Origin of the sequence: Aminobacter sp. DSM 101952 (assembly GCF_001424795.1) — a bacterium.
Classification (GTDB): Bacteria; Pseudomonadota; Alphaproteobacteria; order Rhizobiales; family Rhizobiaceae; genus Aminobacter; species Aminobacter aganoensis.
The window spans coordinates 39,787-57,736 of record NZ_LMCL01000034.1 but is presented as its reverse complement, the minus strand read 5'-3'; the positions used below and the strand labels follow the sequence as shown (position 1 = coordinate 57,736).

General features: G+C 66.4%; 19 protein-coding genes and 1 tRNA gene. 7 read left to right on the top strand and 13 right to left on the bottom strand.

From position 1 onward, the window contains the following. Window positions 1–135: 135 nt before the first annotated feature. The 4 genes from ASC75_RS23215 to ASC75_RS23200 form a co-directional block, all read right to left on the bottom strand. The gene (locus ASC75_RS23215; protein ID WP_055981213.1) at window positions 136–978 is read right to left on the bottom strand and encodes a metal ABC transporter permease; all 843 of its coding nucleotides are present in this window, start codon (window positions 976–978) and stop codon (window positions 136–138) included. Between the two features lie 178 nt (window positions 979–1,156). After that, window positions 1,157–2,017, bottom strand: coding sequence for a metal ABC transporter permease (locus tag ASC75_RS23210; RefSeq protein WP_055981209.1), 861 nt, complete (start codon window positions 2,015–2,017; stop codon window positions 1,157–1,159). Next, complete coding sequence (locus ASC75_RS23205; protein ID WP_055981207.1) at window positions 2,014–2,925, bottom strand: manganese/iron ABC transporter ATP-binding protein; 912 nt, start codon at window positions 2,923–2,925, stop codon at window positions 2,014–2,016. The genes ASC75_RS23210 and ASC75_RS23205 overlap by 4 nt, the downstream gene beginning before the upstream one ends. Next, a complete protein-coding gene (locus tag ASC75_RS23200; protein WP_055981686.1) occupies window positions 2,922–3,794 on the bottom strand; it encodes a metal ABC transporter substrate-binding protein in 873 nt (290 codons plus the stop codon). The genes ASC75_RS23205 and ASC75_RS23200 overlap by 4 nt, the downstream gene beginning before the upstream one ends. Window positions 3,795–4,028: 234 nt before the next feature. On the opposite strand from ASC75_RS23200, the gene ASC75_RS23195 reads away from it, so the two are divergent. Continuing rightward, window positions 4,029–4,280, top strand: a complete 252-nt coding sequence (locus ASC75_RS23195; protein ID WP_184117410.1) for a DUF2171 domain-containing protein — start codon at window positions 4,029–4,031, stop codon at window positions 4,278–4,280. 9 nt (window positions 4,281–4,289) lie between these two features. On the opposite strand, the gene ASC75_RS23190 is transcribed toward ASC75_RS23195, so the two are convergent. Genes ASC75_RS23190 through ASC75_RS23180 form a run of 3 tightly spaced genes read right to left on the bottom strand, consistent with a single transcriptional unit; the run spans window position 4,290 to window position 7,020 of the window. Beyond that, window positions 4,290–5,792, bottom strand: coding sequence for a S8 family serine peptidase (locus ASC75_RS23190; RefSeq protein WP_055981201.1), 1,503 nt, complete (start codon window positions 5,790–5,792; stop codon window positions 4,290–4,292). Then, window positions 5,789–6,451 (bottom strand): anti-sigma factor, encoded by a 663-nt coding sequence (locus ASC75_RS23185; protein ID WP_156381369.1) that lies wholly within the window; start codon window positions 6,449–6,451, stop codon window positions 5,789–5,791. The genes ASC75_RS23190 and ASC75_RS23185 overlap by 4 nt, the downstream gene beginning before the upstream one ends. Then, window positions 6,448–7,020 carry a sigma-70 family RNA polymerase sigma factor gene (locus ASC75_RS23180; protein ID WP_055981680.1) on the bottom strand — a complete coding sequence of 191 codons (573 nt, stop codon included), beginning with the start codon at window positions 7,018–7,020 and terminating at the stop codon, window positions 6,448–6,450. The genes ASC75_RS23185 and ASC75_RS23180 overlap by 4 nt, the downstream gene beginning before the upstream one ends. A gap of 254 nt (window positions 7,021–7,274) precedes the next feature. Here ASC75_RS23180 and nhaA point away from each other — a divergent pair, with 254 nt between their 5' ends. Next, entirely contained in the window at window positions 7,275–8,450 is a 1,176-nt protein-coding gene (nhaA, locus tag ASC75_RS23175; protein ID WP_055981198.1) for a Na+/H+ antiporter NhaA, read from the top strand. Between the two features lie 98 nt (window positions 8,451–8,548). Here nhaA and ASC75_RS23170 read toward each other — a convergent pair whose 3' ends face one another. Together ASC75_RS23170 and ASC75_RS23165 are read right to left on the bottom strand one after the other, a co-directional pair. After that, window positions 8,549–10,234, bottom strand: coding sequence for an amidohydrolase (locus tag ASC75_RS23170; RefSeq protein ID WP_055981196.1), 1,686 nt, complete (start codon window positions 10,232–10,234; stop codon window positions 8,549–8,551). A 409-nt stretch (window positions 10,235–10,643) separates the two neighbouring features. Next, a tRNA-Arg gene (locus ASC75_RS23165) sits at window positions 10,644–10,720 on the bottom strand. Between the two features lie 263 nt (window positions 10,721–10,983). Between ASC75_RS23165 and ASC75_RS23160 the strand changes: the two genes are divergently transcribed. Continuing rightward, window positions 10,984–11,571, top strand: a complete 588-nt coding sequence (locus tag ASC75_RS23160; RefSeq protein WP_055981193.1) for a YigZ family protein — start codon at window positions 10,984–10,986, stop codon at window positions 11,569–11,571. Between the two features lie 147 nt (window positions 11,572–11,718). Beyond that, window positions 11,719–12,120 (top strand): cupin domain-containing protein, encoded by a 402-nt coding sequence (locus ASC75_RS23155; RefSeq protein ID WP_055981190.1) that lies wholly within the window; start codon window positions 11,719–11,721, stop codon window positions 12,118–12,120. A 46-nt stretch (window positions 12,121–12,166) separates the two neighbouring features. Here ASC75_RS23155 and ASC75_RS23150 read toward each other — a convergent pair whose 3' ends face one another. Beyond that, a complete protein-coding gene (locus ASC75_RS23150; RefSeq protein ID WP_055981185.1) occupies window positions 12,167–13,120 on the bottom strand; it encodes a D-alanyl-D-alanine carboxypeptidase family protein in 954 nt (317 codons plus the stop codon). Between the two features lie 311 nt (window positions 13,121–13,431). Here ASC75_RS23150 and ASC75_RS23145 point away from each other — a divergent pair, with 311 nt between their 5' ends. The 3 genes from ASC75_RS23145 (at window position 13,432) to ASC75_RS23135 (ending at window position 15,608) form a co-directional block, all read left to right on the top strand. Next, window positions 13,432–14,517, top strand: a complete 1,086-nt coding sequence (locus tag ASC75_RS23145; RefSeq protein ID WP_055981182.1) for a hypothetical protein — start codon at window positions 13,432–13,434, stop codon at window positions 14,515–14,517. Window positions 14,518–14,589: 72 nt separating this feature from the next. Next, window positions 14,590–15,198 carry a nucleoside triphosphate hydrolase gene (locus ASC75_RS23140; RefSeq protein ID WP_055981179.1) on the top strand — a complete coding sequence of 203 codons (609 nt, stop codon included), beginning with the start codon at window positions 14,590–14,592 and terminating at the stop codon, window positions 15,196–15,198. A 92-nt stretch (window positions 15,199–15,290) separates the two neighbouring features. Continuing rightward, the gene (locus tag ASC75_RS23135) at window positions 15,291–15,608 is read left to right on the top strand and encodes a hypothetical protein (RefSeq protein ID WP_055981677.1); all 318 of its coding nucleotides are present in this window, start codon (window positions 15,291–15,293) and stop codon (window positions 15,606–15,608) included. Between the two features lie 24 nt (window positions 15,609–15,632). Here the strand turns inward: ASC75_RS23135 and ASC75_RS23130 are convergent, their stop codons facing one another. From ASC75_RS23130 to ASC75_RS23120, 3 genes are all read right to left on the bottom strand, one after another. After that, the gene (locus ASC75_RS23130) at window positions 15,633–16,337 is read right to left on the bottom strand and encodes a glutathione S-transferase N-terminal domain-containing protein (protein WP_055981176.1); all 705 of its coding nucleotides are present in this window, start codon (window positions 16,335–16,337) and stop codon (window positions 15,633–15,635) included. 139 nt (window positions 16,338–16,476) lie between these two features. Then, complete coding sequence (locus ASC75_RS23125; RefSeq protein WP_055981172.1) at window positions 16,477–17,688, bottom strand: beta-ketoacyl-[acyl-carrier-protein] synthase family protein; 1,212 nt, start codon at window positions 17,686–17,688, stop codon at window positions 16,477–16,479. 1 nt (window position 17,689) lies between these two features. Further along, window positions 17,690–17,944 carry an acyl carrier protein gene (locus ASC75_RS23120; RefSeq protein ID WP_055981169.1) on the bottom strand — a complete coding sequence of 85 codons (255 nt, stop codon included), beginning with the start codon at window positions 17,942–17,944 and terminating at the stop codon, window positions 17,690–17,692. Between the last annotated feature and the right edge of the window lie 6 nt (window positions 17,945–17,950).

The following is a 17,950-nucleotide window of genomic DNA, read 5'->3' as shown; positions in this document are numbered from 1 at the left end:
CTGGACGTCGACGTCCCCCTCTCCCCGTTCTTCACGGGGAGAGGGTAAGGGTGAGGGGCAATCTGCAACGCTTGCGCCGCCCCTCATCTGCCTGCCGGCATCTTCTCCCCGTAATGACGGGGAGAAGAGCACCAATCACTCCACCGTCACCTGCCGCTGCTTCAGCTCGGTCCGCCGCTTGGAGACGAAGAACGCGACGACAAACGTCAGGCTCATCAAAAGCACGATTGTCGGCGCCGGCGCGCTGTCGATGAAGAAGCTGAGATAGACGCCTGCGAACGAGCACAGCACCGCCACCAGCACCGACACCGTCAGCATGCGCTCGAAGCGGTCGGTGAGAAGATAGGCGATGGCGCCGGGCGCGATCAGCATGGCGATGGCGATGATGATGCCGACCGCCTTGAGCGCCCCGACGATGGTCAGCGACAGAATCGTCAACAGCCCGTAGTGCAGCAGCCTGACCGGCAGGCCGATGGCCTGGGCGTGCTGCGGGTCGAAGGCATGCAGCAACAGGTCGCGACGGAAGATGCCGATCGCCCCGGTGGCGATCAGCGCGATCACGGCGGTCTGGCCGACGTCGCTCCAGCTCACGCCCAGCATGTCGCCGAACAATATGTGGTCGAGATGCACGTCGGTCTGGATCTTGGTGTAGAGCACGATGCCGAGCCCGAACATGCCGGAGAAGACGATGCCCATGACGGTGTCTTCCTTGATCCGGCTGTTCTGCTTGAGGTAGCCGGTCGCCAGGGCGCAGGTCATGCCGGCGGCGAAGGCGCCGATGGCAAGGGGGATGCCGGCGATGTAGGCCAGCACCACGCCGGGCAGCACCGCATGGCTGATGGCATCGCCCATCAGCGACCAGCCCTTCAGCACCAGGAAACACGACAACAACGCCATCGGCACTGCCACCAAGAGCGAGATGGCAAAGGCCTGCTGCATGAACGGGAAGGCAAAGGGGAGCGTGAGGGTTTCGATCATGGCTGGACCTCGCGTTGCGAAGACACGCGGCCTTCAAAGCCCCTCATCCGCCTGCCGGCACCTTCTCCCCGTGAAGGACGGGGAGAAGGGAGAAGCGGCAGCGTCGGCGATCCCCCTCTCCCCGTCATTACGGGGAGAGGGTAAGGGTGAGGGGCAGCGATGACTGTCACAAACTCGCTCATGCCCCCGCCTCCAGTTCCAGCCGCGCCCGCCGCCGTGCCGCCAGCATTCCGTGCTTGGGCGCCAAGACGAACGCCGTGAGGAAGATCAGCGTCTGCGCCACCACGATGATGCCGCCCGTAGCCCCATCGAGAAAATAGCTCGCATAGGCGCCGACGAAGCTGGTCACGCTGCCGATCACCACGCTGATGACGATCAGCCGGGGAAAGCGGTCGGTGAGCAGGTAGGCGGTCGCGCCCGGCGTCACCACCATGGCGATGACCAGGAACGCACCGACGGTCTGGAGTGCCGCCACCGTCGAGGCCGACAGCAGCATGAAGAACAGAACCTTGAGCCTGTCGGGGTTGAGGCCGATCGAGCGCGCGTGGTTCTCGTCGAAGAAGGCGACCATCAGGTCCTTCCACTTGGCGAGCAGGATGGCCAGCGAAATGCCGCCGATCAGCGCCAGTTGCAGCGTGTCGGCCGGCGTCACCGCCAGGATGTTGCCGAGCACGATGGTCTGGATGTTCACCGAGGCCGGCGACAGCGAGATCATGAACAGGCCGAGGCCGAAGAAGGAGGTGAAGATCAGGCCGATGATGGCGTCTTCCCTGAGCTTGGTGCGCTGGTTGAGGAACAGCATCGCCCCCGCCGCCAGCCCGCCCGACAGGAAGGCGCCGAGCGCGAAGGGCAGGCCGAGCATGTAGGCGCCGGCGACACCCGGGACGATGGAATGCGAGAGCGCGTCGCCGATCAGCGACCAGCCCTTGAGCATCAGATAGGCCGACAGGAAGGCGCAGACGCCACCGACAAGCGCCGACACCCACATGGCATTGACCATGTAGCCGTAGCCGAACGGCTCGAGGAGCATGGCGATCATTTCTTGCGCCCGCCCTTCCTGGCGCCGGCGTCCTTCTCGGCGCCGTCGCCATAGATGACGAAGGGTCGCTCGTCGTCGGTGAGCACCGTTACCTGCCGGGTGTCGGCATCGTCATGCAGTTCGGAGCCGCCGAGGATGAACTGGCGCAGCACGCCGCCAAAGGCCTTTTCCAGATTGGCCTTGGTGAAGGTTTCCGAGGTCGGCCCGGCGGCCAGCACGGTCCGGTTGATCAGCACCGCGCGGTCGCAGAAGCGCGGCACCGAACCCAGATTGTGCGTCGAGACCAGCATCACCCGGCCTTCGTCGCGCAGGCCCTGCAAAAGCGCGATGATGGCTTCTTCGGTGCGCACGTCGACGCCGGTGAAGGGTTCGTCGAGCAGGATCAGCTCGCCCTCCTGCGCCAGCGCGCGCGCCAGGAAGACGCGCTTCTTCTGACCGCCCGAGAGCTCGCCGATCTGGCGCTTGCGGAAGTCGGCCATGCCGACGCGTTCGAGCGCGGCATCCACCGCCTCGCGATCGATGCCGCGCGTCATGCGCAGGAAGTTCATGTGGCCGTAGCGGCCCATCATCACCACGTCCTCGACCAGGACCGGAAAATTCCAGTCGACGTCCTCGCTCTGCGGCACATAGGCGACGAGGTTTTTCCTCAGCGCCTCGCGGCCGGGATGGCCCAATATCTCGACGCTGCCGGTGGCGAGCGGGACGAAGCCCATGATCGACTTGAACAGGGTCGACTTGCCCGAGCCGTTGACGCCGACCAGCGCCGTGATGGTGCCGCGCGGAATGGCGAAGGAAGCGTTGCGCAGGGCGGTGTGGCCGTTGCGGTAGGTCACAGAGATGTTGTCGACGCTCAGGCCGTCGCCGGCCTGCACCTGGGCCGCGGGGCGGCCCTTCAGCGGCACGTTCATTGGGCAAGTCCCTTGACGATGGTCTGGGTTGTGACGCTGAGCAGGTCGAGATAGGTCGGCACCGGGCCGCCTTCGTCGCTCAGCGAGTCGACATAGAGCACGCCGCCATATTTGGCGCCGGTTTCCCGCGCCACCTGCTCGGCCGGCTTGGACGACACCGTGCTTTCGCTGAACATCGCCGGGATGCCGTTGGCCTTGACGAGGTCGATCACCTTGCGCACCTGCTGGGGCGTACCTTGCTGGTCGGCATTGATCGGCCAAAGATAGACCTCCTTCAAGCCGAAATCGCGGGCGAGGTAGGAAAATGCGCCCTCGCTGGTGGCGAGCCAGCGGCGCTGCTCGGGAATGGTCTCGATGGCCGTGTGGATCGGCGCGACCGTTGCCTTGATCTTCTCCGCATAAGCGGCGGCGTTCTTGGCATAGGTCTCGGCATTGGCAGGGTCCTTCTCGGCGAAGGCCTTGCGGATGTTCTCGACATAGACCAGCGCCGCCTCGGGCGACATCCAGGCATGCGGGTTGGGCTTGCCGGTATAGGGGCCCTCGGCAATGCCCATCGGCGTCACCCCGTCGGAGACGACGGCCTGCGCGACGCCATCGAGGTTTTCGAAGAACTTCTCGAACCACAGCTCGAGGTTCAGCCCGTTCCACAGCACCAGGTCGGCCTTCTGGGCGCGCATGATGTCGCCCGGCGTCGGCTGATAGTTGTGGATCTCGGCATTGGGCTTGGTAATCGATTCCACCTCGGCAACGTCGCCGGCGACGTTGCGGGCGATGTCGGCGATGACGGTGAAAGTGGTCACCACTTTCATCTTGCCGCCGGCTTCGCTGTCCTGGGAGCAGGCCGAAAGCCCGAGCATGGCCGCGAGCATGGCGATGGCGGCAAGGGTGGTGCGTAGCGCTGTCATGGGGGTCCCGTTCGAGAATGCGCGCCGCTCAGGCGGCAGATACGTTGCCATTACCTAATGGCAGCCGGCCTGCCTGTCAATGCAATTGCAAATCGTTTGCAACAAGAAGTGCGAATTTCGGCCAAGGCAAGTTCGATCCGTGCATCCAATCGGGACCTAGCGCGTTTTCGTTTGCAATCCCAGACAAGGAGAACGGTCGTGTCAGCCAGCACAGCAATTCGCGAGCACATGGAAGTCATCGGCGCCGACGGCGTGCACATCGGCACCGTCGACAAGGTCGAGGACGGGCGCATCAAGCTCACGAAACGGGACAGCGGCGAAGGCAGCCATCGCGGCCATCATCACTACATCTCCATGGCGCTCGTTGCAGAGACCGAGGGGAATAAGGTGCGCCTGTCGGCCAATGCCGACGTCGCGGTGACCTTCGAAGAGGAAAGCAAGCCGGACTGAGGCGAGCCCCTACTCCCGGGCGGCTTCGGCGGCCTTGGTGTTGATCAGGCCGAAACCGAAATCGGTGTCGCGGCCCTTGTCGCCAAGGTCGGTGGCCGTGGCGGCGAGCGCCTTTTCGATCGAGTCGGCCGAGCGCCCAGGCTCATTGTGCAGCAGGTTAGCGATCGCGCCGCTGACCACGGCTGCGGCAAACGAGGTGCCCGTCACCAGGTCGGTGCCGCCGCCGACCGGCGCCATGAGATCGACGCCGGGGGCCGAGATGTAGACATAAGGCCCGCGATTGGCCTGCTTCATCAGCGCGTCCTTGGCGTCGGTCGCCGTCACCGCGATGACACCCTTGTAGGCAGCAGGGTAGCCATAGGGCGCGCCGGGACCATTGTTGCCAGCGGCAGCGACCAAGATCATGCCGCGGGCGCGGGCGCCACGGCTGGCCTGCTCCAGCAGCGCGTTCTTGGGCCCGACGAAGCTCATGTTGACGATCTGGACGTTCTGCTCGGCGGCCCAGTCGAGCGCGTTGAGAATGATCTCCATGTTGGACTTGCCGCCTTCGAAGGCGCGGGCATGGAAGATCTTCGAGCCCGGCGCCATGCCCTTGAACGGCCCCGTGCCGGCGATCAGGCCGGCGACCGAGGTGGCATGGTCGCGGGCGGTGACGGTCACCCCCGGCATGGCGTCGAAGCTCCCCGCGACAACGCCCTTCAGCGCCGGATGGGTGTCGTCGATGGCGGTGTCGATGACCGCGACGCTGACGTTCTCGCCATTAGCGGCGGCCTCGTCGAGCGCGATACGCTGGAAGGCGAAATTGGGCACCGCTGCCGCCTGCTGCAACTCGTAGATGTGATTGGGCTCGCGTGTCGTGGTGCGGCCGTCGCCGGCGAGCTGCGCAAGCACCGTGCCGACCGGACGGCCATCGGGGATGCCGTAGCGGACGAGACTGGTGCCGAGCAGGGCCGACAGTCGCTGCGACCGGATTTCCAGGCCATAGGCGGCAGCGACAGCCTGGGCGACAGGCGCACCGCCATCAACGGTGACCAGCACCTCGTCGGGCACGAAGGCGCCCGCTATGGCACGCGGCGGTGCGATGATCGCCGTTCCGGGCGGAGGCACATCAGGTGGCGGCGGTGTCGGCGTTCCGCCCGCCTGGGTGCCGCCACCAGACGGATCGGGGCTTGCGGCGGCCGGGTCGCGCAGCGGGTTTGGCGTCGGCACCGGAACAGCTGCCTGCCCGCCGGATGCGACACCGGGAAAGTCGCCGGGATTGGGAAAGAGGTCGACGAGCAATTCGGGCAAGCCGACCGCCCGGGGCGGGATTCCGCTACCATCGGCCGGGCCGCCTGGCGTCGGGCCGGCGCCGGGCTGCAGGCAATCGACGCTTGTTGCGGCAGTCGTTCGGTTGAGGCAATCCAGCTGCTGCGGCGTCAGGCTGGGATCGTTGGTCTGGGCAAGAGCAGGCGCGGCGGCAAACAATGTCGCCGCCAGCATCAACCCTGTAACCTGCCCCGGCAGTGTCATCCCGCTGGCTTCCTTCCCGCCGTTACCGTATCGGCGAAGGGTGCCGCCGCGATCAGGCCGACGATGCGGTCGTAGTCGACGACCGTCTCGGCGGGAATGGCGACGCGGAAGACGCCGCTTGCCGTCGGGCCGTCGATGATCGCAGCCCCGTTGTCGCCGAGCAGCGCGGCAATGTCGGCCATCCTGGAATCCGGCTTGAACGTGACCAGCGCGAAGGGCAGCTTCGACTGCTCCTCGCCGGTGCCGGCGACCTGAACATCGTTGCCGCGGCCGCCGGGTTCGAGCACCGACTGCACCATGACCAGCGCCAGAAGGGTCGCAGCCGCACCCCAGGCGACGCCAACAGGCAGGCCCATGAACCTTTCCCAGACACGCGACAGCAACGACTGCGCCTGCGGCTCGCGCACCGGCCCGGCTTCGGCATCGAGCATCCTGGAGAAGCGGCTCAGCGCATCGGCCGGCGGGCGGATCGCCTCGTTGGACGCCATCGCGCCGGAGAACTCGGCCTCGGCGGCCTCGAGAGCGGCGGGTGCGGCCGGATCGCTGACGAGCCAGTCCTCGACAGTCGCCAGTTCGGCGCCTTCCAGCGTACCGTTCAGGTAGAACGGCAGCAGCGTTTCGATCTCGTCGCGGCGGGACATCTTCTCGGCAGCGCTCATGGCCAGCCCCTGTCGTATCCGGCGGCCTTCAAGGCTTCGCCAAGCTTCTTGCGGGCATAGAACATCCGCGTCTTCACCGTCGCCACCGGAATGTCCAGCACCTCGCCGATCTCGGTCACCGACTTGCCGTGATAATAAGCGAGGTCGATGACGGTGCGATGCTCCTCGGCCAGCGCATCGACGAAGCGGCGCAGGGCTGCGCCCTTGTCCAGCTTCATCGTCACCACTTCCGGGGTGTCCGAGCCGTCGGGCACGGCGGCGGCATCGTCGTCGTCGAGCCAGTCCTCCTTGCGCTTGCGCAGCGACGACAGCGCCTTGAAGCGGGCGATGCCGAGCAGCCAGGTCGAGACTTCCGAACGGCCTTCGAACTGCGGCGCCTTGCGCCACAACTCCAGGAACACTTCATTAGCAACGTCATCCGCCATGGCTTCCGACCCCGTCTGGCGCGCCACGAAACGGTAGACCCGTGCGTGGTGGCGCGTGAACAGGAGCCGCAAGGCGGCGCGGTCGCCGTTCGCGACGCGGCTCACGAGATCACGATCGGACATAGGGTCTGATGCGATGTTCATGGCCGGTGCAACCGCCGGGCTCCTGTCTGCTTGGTCGTCGTTGGCCGCAAAAAGGTTCACCGGAATGTTTCGGATGAAACGAAGCTAGCCGAACTTTGCCGGCATGGCCAGCGGGCGCGAGACGAGGACAAACACCGGTCGGGTTGCGATCGGCGTCCCCAGATGCCATATCCACGCTGGGTGTTCGCCTTGTGCGGGCAGGTTCCAGCGCTGGTCGGGCCGTCAGCGCCGAGAGCCTTTGTCCGGAGACGCCCATGACCAATCCCGTAAATCGCCAGCCAAGCGCCCTGCGCCGGTTCCTCGACAATCAGTCCTCGGCCGGACTGATCCTGATGGGGGCTGCGGCGCTGGCGCTGGTCGCCGCGAACTCGCCGCTTTGGCCCGCCTATGATGGCCTGCTCCGCACCTATGTCGGACCGATGTCCGTCTCCCACTGGATCAATGACGGGCTGATGGCGGTGTTCTTCCTGCTGGTCGGGCTGGAGATCAAGCGCGAGGTTCTCGACGGGCAGTTGTCCACCTGGTCACGACGTGCGCTGCCGGGCATCGCCGCATTTGGCGGCATGGTCGTGCCTGCCTTGATCTACCTGGCGTTCAACGCCGGTCCGAGTGCACGCGGCTGGGCGATCCCCGCGGCCACCGACATCGCCTTCGCACTCGGCGTCATGTCGCTGCTCGGCGACCGGGTTCCGGCCTCGCTGCGCGTCTTCCTCGCCGCGCTGGCGATCATCGACGACCTCGGCGCGGTGGTCATCATCGCGCTGTTCTACACGGCAGGCCTGTCGCTCCCGGACCTCGCGGGCGCAGCCGCCGTGATCGCGGTGCTTTTCGGGATGAACCGGTTCGGCGTGAAACGACTGACGCCCTATCTGCTGCTCGGGCTGGTCCTGTGGGTGTTCGTGCTCCGCTCCGGCGTCCACGCCACGCTGGCCGGCGTGATCCTCGCCTTCACCATTCCCCTCAGGCCCACGCCCGGCCACCCGGACGACGAGAGCAAGAGCCCGCTGCACCACCTCGAACACCGCCTGCATGTGCCGGTCGGCTTCCTGATCGTGCCGATTTTCGGCCTGGCAAATGCCGGCGTGCCTTTCCTCGGCCTGCCGGCGGAAGCCCTGGCCGCACCCGTGACGATGGGCGTCGGGCTCGGGCTTCTGGCCGGCAAGCTTGTCGGCGTGTTCGGCCTTTCAACGCTGGCGATACGCCTTGGCGTCGCGGATCTTCCGGTCCATGCAAGCTGGCTGCAACTTGCGGGCACGGCCTTCCTGTGCGGCATCGGCTTCACCATGAGCCTGTTCATCACGCTGCTGGCCTTCGAAGGCGACGTCGACCTTCAGGCACAGGCGAAGATCGGCATCCTGCTGGGCTCGCTCGCCGCGGGGCTGGTCGGCTACCTGCTGCTCCGCGTCGCAGCTCCGGACGCGGCCCGATAATCTGACCGTCCCGTTCGGTTCAAGCAGTTTCGGGGCGCTTGGCGACGATTTGTTCGAACCGGGGGCGGATGCAGCACATCCGCTCCTGCGCCAGGCACCTATTCCTCGAACATCTCGTCGGGATCATAGACCGGCTTGCCTTGCAGCAGTGTCGCCACGATCCTCGCCTTGCCGATCTGCGCGACCGGAATGGCCGTGATGTCGCGGTCGATCACCACGAGGTCAGCGAACTTGCCGACCTCGAGCGAACCGGTCGTCCTGTCCTGATGCAGCAGGCGCGCCGGGTTGATGGTCATCCATTCGATGGCGGTGGCGACGTCGGGCGCGCATTCGCTCTTGCGCGTGAGCGCCGCCTGGATCTTGACCAGCGGCGACAGTTCGTCGGCGTCGAAATCGCTGCTCATCACCACTTCGGCGCCCGCCGCCGCCAGCGATGCCGCCGGCAGCATGCGGTCGGCGCGGTCGCCGATGAACTGGCGGATGAACTTGTTGTATTCCGGATCGATCGAACTCGGCGCCAGCTGGAAATCGGCAACCACGCCGAGTTGCTTGAAACGGGGATAGTCCGCCTTGTCGAGCAGATAGAGGTGGGTCAGCCGATGCGGACCGGGCTTGGGATCGGACTGCTCGATGGCGTCGAGGGCGAGGCGCGCGCCGCGATCTCCGGTCACATGGTAGTGCAGCTGGAAGCCCGACTTCGACAGATCCCGGGAATAGCGATCCAGCGTGTCGACATCGAAATAGAGGAAGCCGCTGTCATGGCCGTGATCGATGCCGGCACCCTTCAGATAGGGCTGCAGCACGGCGCCGGTGCGCTGCTCGAGAATGCCGTCGACATAAATCTTGGCCTGGTTGAAGCGCAGCAGGCTGGCGGGGTCGTTGGAATAGAGCTTGTTCAGCGCCGCCATCTGCTCGTCGAAGGGCAGGTCCGGATAGACGTAGAGCGCATTCGACGCGCGCACCGTCAGCGTGTCGTTGGCCACCGCCTTCTGCCAGACCTTGAGGTGGCCCTGCGGCCAGAACCCGCCGGCGTCGCTGACCGAGGTGATGCCGTTCTCGGCCAGGGTCCGCAACGTCGGCAACAGGCTTTCATAAGCGAATTCGACGTTCTCCGGCGTGTCGGGAAAGGCCAGGTTGCGCAGTTTCTGCTGCGCGTTCTCCAGCACGACGCCGTTGGGCTCGCCGGTCCCGGCATCGCGCAGGATGATGCCTCCAGGCGGATCGGCGGCCATCGCGTCATAGCCTGCGGCCTGCATCGCGGCCGAGTTGGCCCAGGCGCCATGGCCGATGTCGTCGAGGATCAGCACCGGCCTGTCCGGAGAGATCTCGTCGAGCAAGGCTCTTGGGTTGTCGCTCTGGTCGAGCAGGTTGGTCATGCTGACGCCCGACCCCAGCACCCATTCGGTCTTGCTGGACTTCACGCAGTCGCGAACCGTATCGAGGGTGTTGTCGAGCGTGTCGAAGGGTTCGAACTCGCACAGGATCTCGTTCACGCCGGCTTCGATCAGGTGCATGTGCGCGTCCTGGAAACCGGGCAGCACCGACATGCCGTCGAGGTCGATCACATCGGCGTCCTTGCCCGCTGCGGCCAGCGCCGCCTCCTTCGTGCCCACGGCCAGGATGACGCCGTCATCGTCGATGGCAATCGCCTGCGCCGACGGCGCGGCCGGATTGACCGTGTGAACCCTGGCGTTGGTCAGGACCATCGGCTTTGCCAGGGCCGGAACCGTCGCCAAGCCCCCGGCAAGGATCGCCGCCGCCGTCTTGATGCCGCTGCTGGTCATTCGGTGTTCTCCTGGATGGGCGCCCCAACCTAGGCGCCGACGGGAACGCCGTCCATGGCGCCGGATCGTCGGATTACAGACCGGCGGGCCCGGACCGGCGGGAAGGCCCTATTTCTTCAGAGCGGCAAAATCCTTGGAGACCTTGTCGCCGTCCGACAGCCGGGACGGCTCAGCAACCCGACTTTCGCCACGATGCAGACTGCCGCGAGACAGTCGACGGCAATGCGATCATATTGTGTTGCGATCCTGCGGGGAGTTCCGGAAGCAAATCCGACATGACGGGCTCGCGCCGAGTCATGTGCCTTTTCGCTTTCGAATTGAAGCCATTTCAGGGTTCCAGTGCGTCCAGATTGCCCGCAGTGGAATGCATTCAATTCAAAAAGCGTACGGACGGAAAACTTTTGCCAACTGGCGCACCCGACAGGATTCGAACCTGTGACCTCTGCCTTCGGAGGGCAGCGCTCTATCCAGCTGAGCTACGGGTGCTCGTCGGTGGCAACCACCGAACACGCCCGGCGCACCGGACGACGCGCGTTCATAGCCGATGCGGCGGCAGGCTTCAACGGGGGAAATGGAGTTGCGCGACACGCACGGCAGTCGCGCACGCGAGGCGGCAGTTGCTGCGAGCAACGCACGCGCGTGCCGCGCCTTGCCTCGTCCCTGGCCGAGACAGAGACAGAAGCGGGGTGCCGGCGCGCGCCGGAGCAGATTGACGGGCATCGCCGCGCATTGTCTAACCGCCCCCAGCCATGTTCACCCTCGCGCAAATCGAAAATTTCGCCCAGGACGTCAAGAAAAGCCGCTTCCTGGCGGTCGCCGGTCCGGTGGCCGACGAGGCTGCGGCCAAGGCGTTCATCGCCGCCCATTCGGATGCGTCGGCCAACCACAATTGCTGGGCCTGGCGCACGGGCCAGGCGTACCGCTTCAGCGACGACGGCGAACCCAGCGGCACGGCGGGAAAGCCGATCCTCCAGGCGCTCGACGGCCAGGCGCTCGACAATGTCGCGGTCGTGGTCACGCGCTGGTTCGGCGGCGTGCTGCTCGGCACCGGCGGGCTGGTCCGCGCCTATGGCGGCACCGCTTCGGCCTGCCTGCGCGCGGCCGCCAAGGTGCCGCTCGTCACCACCGTCGACGCCGTGGTGACCCTCGACTTCGCCGACCTGGCGATCGTCCAGGCGAGGTTAGCCGCCCTGCCTGGCGTCCGCACCGTCGCCGAAACCTTCACCGCCACCGGCGCTGTGCTGACCCTTGCCCTGCCCGAAGCCGATGCGGCGGCCATCGCAGGGATAGTCGTCAACCTGAGCAGCGGGCGGGCAACCGTGGCATTGCCCGACTGATTCCCGGTGCGGGCCTTGCAGCATGCCAGCCTGGGCGCGGCACGGATGGCGCTGGCCGGGAAACGGCCATAAGCTCGGGCAAGACACCCCCAGCCCGCGCCGCCGGCCGTCGCTTGCACCACCATCTGCCTGAAAGGAGATCCCGAAATGGACATCAAACGCTGCGGATCGCGGCCGTCGGCAACCCCCTCGCCCGACTACTTCACCGGCGCCGTGCGCCAGGACCCGCTCATCGAGGCGCCGGCGCCGGCCATGGTGCGCGCCGTCAGCGTCACCTTCGAACCCGGTGCCCGCACGGCGTGGCACACCCATCCGCTCGGCCAGACGCTGGTCGTGACGTCAGGCTGCGGCTGGGTCCAGGTCTGGGGCGGCGAGGTCCAGGAAATCCACAACGGCGACGTCGTCTGGTTCGCGCCCGGCGAAAAGCACTGGCACGGCGCCACGGCAACCACGGCCATGACCCACATCGCGATCCAGGAAGCGCAGGATGGCCGCGCCGTCGACTGGCTCGAGCATGTCAGCGCCGCGCAATACAAGGCGCCGGCCTGAGCCAACCCATGCTAGCCCCGGCGGATCGAGCGCCGGGGGATGCGCGTCAGTAGATTCCGGCCGGCGGCACCGGTTCCGGGGCCGCCGGCAGGCCCGGAGGCGCCGGCATCGCCGTCGCGGCGGGCATCGCAACCGCCGTCTCGGTCGGCATCTGCACCGGCTGGGCCGCGGGCGCCGGCTGGAACAGCGACGACGCCACGCTGCCACCCGAAGCCTGCGGCATGTAGCGCACGATCAGTTCCTCGACATGGGCGTTGCGCTTGCGCGCGCTGTCGCCGCCCATCACCACGATCACCAGCTTGCGGCCGCCGGCATTGACCGAAGTGACGATGTTGAAGCCCGACGCCCTGATGTAGCCGGTCTTGATGCCGTCGACGCCATTGACCCGGCCGAGCAGGTCGTTATGGCCGCGCACCCGCTTGCCGCGGAAATTGAAATCGGTGGCCGAGAAATAGTAATACTGCTGCGGGAAATGCTTGCGCAGCGCCATGCCGAGCACGGCCATGTCGCGCGCGGTGGTGCGCTGGGCGGCATCGGGCAGGCCCGACGCATTGCGGAACACCGTCGAGGTCATGCCGAGCTGGCGCGCCTTCGACGTCATCTGGCGGGCAAATCCCTCCTCCGAACCGCCGAGATATTCGCCGACGGCCACCGCCACGTCATTGGCCGACTTGGTGGCGAGCGCGCGGATCGCCGCTTCCAGCTCGATCTGCTCGCCACGCTTGAAGCCGAGCTTGGACGGCGGCTGCGCCGCCGCGTTGGCCGACACCGGGATCAGCGTCGTCTTGGCGACCCGACCCTGCTGCATCGCCTCGAAGGTCAGGTACAGCGTCATCATCTTGGTCAGCGAGGCGGGATAGCGCGGCGCCGTCGAATAGGCCTGGAACAGCGTGCGCCCGTTGGAGGCGTCGACGACGATGGCGGCATATTTTTCCGGCGCGGCCGGCGGCGCGACATCAAGCGCCTCCGATGTGGCGCAGCCGGCGAGCAGCACGGCCATGGCAAACAGCGCTGTGACCTGGCGGAGAAGCCGGGGCACTGGCTGCTGGAACGACCCGGGGAAGCGCGGAAGCAGGAAAACTTGGGCTAGCAACGAAAAACCTGTCGGTGGTCGCCAAAAACTCTGGCTGAGTGAGATGCCGGCCGGCAACAACAGCCGGAAACTACAGAATGTACGCCAGGCCGTCCATTTGGCTCGACGCGCCAGGCACATGTTGCGCCGACGGTGTTGACTATTGGTTACACCTGCAAGCTTGCGCCAGCCGTGAAAAAGCGGCTTGTCTGGTGCAGCAACAGCGGGTGATTTGGCAGATGAACGTGCATCGATTGCAGGCCGGGGGCATTTCCGTCGCACTGGACCTCTCGGTCGGCCACCTCGCCGATCTGGCCATCGACGCCGGCGGGCGCAGCATCAGGCCGCTGCATCGCGCGCCGTGGATCGACAGGCCGGACCTGCCGGAAGGGCTGCCGGCGGGTGTCGCCAGGCTGTCTGGCGATTTTCTCTGCGCGCCGTTTTCGCGCAGCGACGTCGAGGCAGCACCGCTCCATGGCTGGCCGGCCAACAGCGCATGGGACCTCGTCTTCGATGAAGCCATTCCGGGCGGCCGCCGCGCCGGCTTCCGGCTGCAGCACAAGGTGATGGGCGCGACGGTCGACAAGACGCTCACCCTGCGCGACGGCCATCCCTTCCTTTACCAGGAACACAGCTTCACCGGCGGTTCGGGCGCGATCTCCGTCGCACATCACCCGATGACCGGGATGCAGACCGGCGGGCGGCTGGCGTTCTCGCCGAAGCGGCTGGCGGTGACGCCGCCGGATGCGACCGAACCCGACCCGGCACGCGGCAGCCATCTGCTTGCCTACCCCGCCCGCAGCACCGATCTGGCGCGCTTTCCCGCCGCTTCGGGCGGCGAGGTCGACCTCGCCGACTACAGCGCCAGCCGCCGGCACGAGGATTTCGTCACGCTTGTCGAAGCCGACCACGGCGGCATGGGCTGGACGGCGGTGGCCCGCAAGGCCGAGGGCGACGTCGTGCTGGTGCTGAAGAACCCGGACGAGCTGCCCGTCACCATGCTGTGGATCAGCAATGGCGGCCGCTACTACGCGCCGTGGAACGGCCGGGCCGGTGTCCTCGGCATCGAGGACGGCCGCACGGCGATCGGCCATGCCGCCTCGCTCGGCGACAACTGGCTGCGGCGCGACGGCGTGAAGACCGCCTTTGCGCTCGGCGGCCATGTTGCCTTCCGCCAGGTCGTCGGTGCCCTGCCGCTGGTGGGCGGCCAGGCGCCGGTTTCGATCACTCCCGGCGCGGGAACGCTGCGGCTGGCATTCGCGGACGGCAGCACCCGCGACACCGCCTTCGACGATCAGTTCCTGCGAATTGCAAAACGCACTTGAACTGGAACCTTCGCCGCCTCAATTTTGTCTGATGCTCCAGCAGGATGCCAAACGAGACCATCGGGAAGGCCCATGTCAGAGATAGCCCATATCGCAGCCACCCTTTTCAAGCGCGCCCATCACGCCGAGCGCTTCGTCATCGGCATCGCCGGGCCGCCCGGTTCGGGCAAGTCGACGCTGTCGGCGGCGCTGCGCGACGTGCTGCCCGAAGGTTCGGCTGCCGTAGTGCCGATGGACGGCTTCCACTTCGACGACAAGGTGCTCGAGACGCGTGGACTGAGCGCGCGCAAGGGCGCACCGGAAACCTTCGACTTTGCCGGCTTCGAAGTGCTGCTCAAGCGGCTGCGCGCCGCCGAACCCGACATTGCCATTCCGGTGTTCGACCGCAGCATCGAGCTGTCGCGCGCCGCGGCCGAGATCGTCGGCGCCGACGTCAAGTTCATCCTCGTCGAAGGCAATTACCTGCTGCTCGACGAGGAGCCCTGGCAGCGGCTCGAATCCCTGTTCGACTTCACCATCTTCGTCGACGCGCCACGCGAGGAACTCGAACGGCGCCTGGTCGAACGCTGGCGCGAGCATGGCCGGTCCGACGCCGACGCCCGCAACTGGATCGATACCAACGACATGCCCAACATCGACCGCGTGCTCGCGGCGCGGCGCAAGGCCGACCTGGTCATCTGAGCCAGCCGGAACCGAAGCCCGGATTGCCCGTTGTCTGATGGGTACGACCTGCAGATGCGGGTCCAGACATTCGGAACAGCGAGGTGATGGCCATGGTTACCAAGGCGAAGAAAGCTGCCCCCAGGTCGGGCAAGGCCCTTCAGTCGAAGGTGGGCGCAGGGCCGGCAATGGCCGAACGGTCGAAAGACGCGGCCAAGCCGGCGTTCGGCAAGGCCGCGCCAAGAAAGGTGACGCCTGCGGCCGAGAAGCCGGCGAAGGCTGGCAGCCCGAAGACGCCCGCCGCCGACAAGCGGCCATCGGTGGCCGCCCGGATGATGCGCAAGGTCAAGGGCGTGGCAACCGGCGTGGCCGGCATCGCCGCCTCGGTGATCACCCGCGACGGCGGCAAGGCGAAAGCCAAGGCCAAGTAGACCAAGCCCCGGCCAGCGCGATTTTCAGGAACGCGCGGGGATGTTCAGCCCGGCCTGCACCGCCGGCCGCGCCAGTCCGCGTTCCAGCCATGCCGCGACATTCTCGAAGCTCTTGAAGCCGACGATGTCGCCCGCTTCGTAGAAGCCGATCAGGTTGCGCACCCAGCCGAGCAGCGAGATGTCGGCAATGGTGTAGTCGTCGTCCATGATCCACTTGCGACCGGCAAGGCGCTGGTCGAGCACGCCGAGAAGCCGCCGCGACTCGTCGCGGTAGCGCTCCAGCGGACGCTTGTCGGCGATCTCGCGGCCGGCGAACTTGTGGAAGAAGCCGAGCTGGCCGAACATCGGACCGACGGAGGCCATCTGGAAGAACACCCACTGGATCGTCTCGTAATGGCGAGCGCGATCGGCGGGGATCAGGCGGCCGGTCTTCTCGGCGAGATAGAGCAGGATCGCGCCCGATTCGAACAGCGCCAGCGGCTTGCCGCCGGGGCCGTTGGGATCGATGATCGCCGGGATCTTCCCGTTGGGGTTCAGCGCCAGGAACTCGGGCGTCCAGCTCTCGTTCTTTCCGATGTTGATGGCGTGGGCCTCATAGGGCAGGTCGAGCTCTTCCAGCGCGATCGACACCTTGACGCCGTTCGGCGTCGGGAACGAATAGAGCTGGATGCGGTCGGGGTGCTGCGCCGGCCAACGCGCGGCAATCGGAAATGGAGTGAGATCGCTCATCGACGGTTCCTCGTGGGGGTGGGCCGGCGCAGAGCGCTGACCGGAATGGTGGGGCACGCAAGAGTTAGGCATGCAGGCGCGCTGCATCAATATGCAAGCGCGCTGATTTGTCCCTACGCAACGTGGACGAAGGCCGCTCTCAGGCCGCCTTCACCGCCACGACGGCGTTGGTGCCGCCGAAGGCAAAGCCGTTGCTGATCGCCACCCGCACCGGGCGTGCCTTGGCGACATTGGGCGTCACGTCGAGGTCGCAGTCGGCATCCGCCTCGCGATAGTTGGCAGTCGGCGGCACCAGCCCTTCGCGCACCGCCATGACGCAGGCTATCATTTCGAGCGCACCCGAGGCGCCGAGGCAGTGGGCGTGCATCGACTTGGTCGACGACACCGACAGCTTGTGCGCATGCGCGCCGAACACGCGCTTGATGGCCGCGGTCTCGATCTGGTCGTTGGCCTTGGTGCCGGTGCCATGGGCGTTGATGTAGTCGACCTCTTCGGGCGCCAGGCCGGCATCGTGCAGGCAGGCGCGCATGGCGGCGGCCGGGCCTTCGACCGTCGGCGCAACGATGTCGGAGGCGTCGCCCGACATGCCGGCTCCGGCGAGCTCGGCCAGGATGGTGGCGCCGCGGGCAACGGCATGTTCGTAAGTCTCGAGCACGGCCATGCCCGCGCCTTCGCCAAGCACCAAGCCCTGGCGGTCGGCCGAGAACGGACGGCAGGTGTCGGGCGAGAGCACGCGCAGCGCTTCCCAGGCCTTGACGATGCCCCAGACCAGCGGCGCATCGGTGCCGCCGGCGACCATCACGTCGGCACGGCCGGCGCGCAATTGATCCATGGCGGTGGCGAATGCGTGGTTGGAGGACGAACAGGCGGAGGTGGCGCCAAAGACCGGGCCGCGCAGACCGAGATTCATGCTGACCTGGCCGGCTGCGGCACCCGGCATGACCTTGGGCACGGTGAAGATGCCAGCGCGGTTCCTGCCCTCGAGCAGGATGGCGCGGTAGTTTTCCTCGATCGCTTCCCAGCCGCAGACGCCGACGCCGACGACGGTGCCCATCCGGTAGGTGTTGGTCTCGTCGGAGGTCAGGCCGGCATGGCGCATCGCCTCGCGCGCCGCGATCACGGCAAGCAGGCTGAAGCGGTCCATCGACACCAGCTGCTTGCGGTCGATGCCGTGGTCGGGCAGTTCCTTGATCTCGGCGCCGGTACGGGTCTTGAGATCGTGCAATGGCGATTGCACAATCGTGCCGATGGCAGAGCGGCCATTGCGCAGCCCGTCCCAGATGGCAGCCGCGTCGGTGCCGAGTCCGCACAGCCCGCCGAGGCCGGTGATGACGATGCGCTTGCGATCCATGTCAGGCTTTTTGTGCAATCAGGCCGCGTACGGCCTCAACCATGTCGCCAACATTCTTGAGGCTGCTCCAGGCATCGGCCGTGTTCATCTCGATCTCGATGCCGTATTCCTCTTCGAGATCGAAGATGATCTCGGTCAACTCGAGAGAATGGATGCCGAGCGCGGTCAATTCGGTATCAAGCGTGATCTCTTCGCCGCCGGTCTCTGCATGCGCCTTGATCTTGTCGATGATTTCCGTTGCCAGCTTGTCAGCCATCAGTAC

What these genes read in the sequence shown, in the direction of transcription:
- ASC75_RS23190 (WP_055981201.1), bottom strand. Translation starts at nt 5,792, where the DNA reads ATGACACTGCCGGGGCAGGTTACAGGGTTGATGCTGGCGGCGACATTG.
- ASC75_RS23130 (WP_055981176.1), bottom strand. Translation starts at nt 16,337, where the DNA reads ATGAGCGATCTCACTCCATTTCCGATTGCCGCGCGTTGGCCGGCGCAG.
- ASC75_RS23185 (WP_156381369.1), bottom strand. Translation starts at nt 6,451, where the DNA reads ATGAGCGCTGCCGAGAAGATGTCCCGCCGCGACGAGATCGAAACGCTG.
- ASC75_RS23160 (WP_055981193.1), top strand. Translation starts at nt 10,984, where the DNA reads ATGTTCACCCTCGCGCAAATCGAAAATTTCGCCCAGGACGTCAAGAAA.
- nhaA (WP_055981198.1), top strand. Translation starts at nt 7,275, where the DNA reads ATGACCAATCCCGTAAATCGCCAGCCAAGCGCCCTGCGCCGGTTCCTC.
- ASC75_RS23150 (WP_055981185.1), bottom strand. Translation starts at nt 13,120, where the DNA reads ATGGCCGTGCTGCTCGCCGGCTGCGCCACATCGGAGGCGCTTGATGTC.
- ASC75_RS23215 (WP_055981213.1), bottom strand. Translation starts at nt 978, where the DNA reads ATGATCGAAACCCTCACGCTCCCCTTTGCCTTCCCGTTCATGCAGCAG.
- ASC75_RS23140 (WP_055981179.1), top strand. Translation starts at nt 14,590, where the DNA reads ATGTCAGAGATAGCCCATATCGCAGCCACCCTTTTCAAGCGCGCCCAT.
- ASC75_RS23135 (WP_055981677.1), top strand. Translation starts at nt 15,291, where the DNA reads ATGGTTACCAAGGCGAAGAAAGCTGCCCCCAGGTCGGGCAAGGCCCTT.
- ASC75_RS23170 (WP_055981196.1), bottom strand. Translation starts at nt 10,234, where the DNA reads ATGACCAGCAGCGGCATCAAGACGGCGGCGGCGATCCTTGCCGGGGGC.
- ASC75_RS23180 (WP_055981680.1), bottom strand. Translation starts at nt 7,020, where the DNA reads ATGAACATCGCATCAGACCCTATGTCCGATCGTGATCTCGTGAGCCGC.
- ASC75_RS23200 (WP_055981686.1), bottom strand. Translation starts at nt 3,794, where the DNA reads ATGCTCGCGGCCATGCTCGGGCTTTCGGCCTGCTCCCAGGACAGCGAA.
- ASC75_RS23125 (WP_055981172.1), bottom strand. Translation starts at nt 17,688, where the DNA reads ATGGATCGCAAGCGCATCGTCATCACCGGCCTCGGCGGGCTGTGCGGA.
- ASC75_RS23120 (WP_055981169.1), bottom strand. Translation starts at nt 17,944, where the DNA reads ATGGCTGACAAGCTGGCAACGGAAATCATCGACAAGATCAAGGCGCAT.
- ASC75_RS23205 (WP_055981207.1), bottom strand. Translation starts at nt 2,925, where the DNA reads ATGAACGTGCCGCTGAAGGGCCGCCCCGCGGCCCAGGTGCAGGCCGGC.
- ASC75_RS23210 (WP_055981209.1), bottom strand. Translation starts at nt 2,017, where the DNA reads ATGATCGCCATGCTCCTCGAGCCGTTCGGCTACGGCTACATGGTCAAT.
- ASC75_RS23155 (WP_055981190.1), top strand. Translation starts at nt 11,719, where the DNA reads ATGGACATCAAACGCTGCGGATCGCGGCCGTCGGCAACCCCCTCGCCC.
- ASC75_RS23145 (WP_055981182.1), top strand. Translation starts at nt 13,432, where the DNA reads ATGAACGTGCATCGATTGCAGGCCGGGGGCATTTCCGTCGCACTGGAC.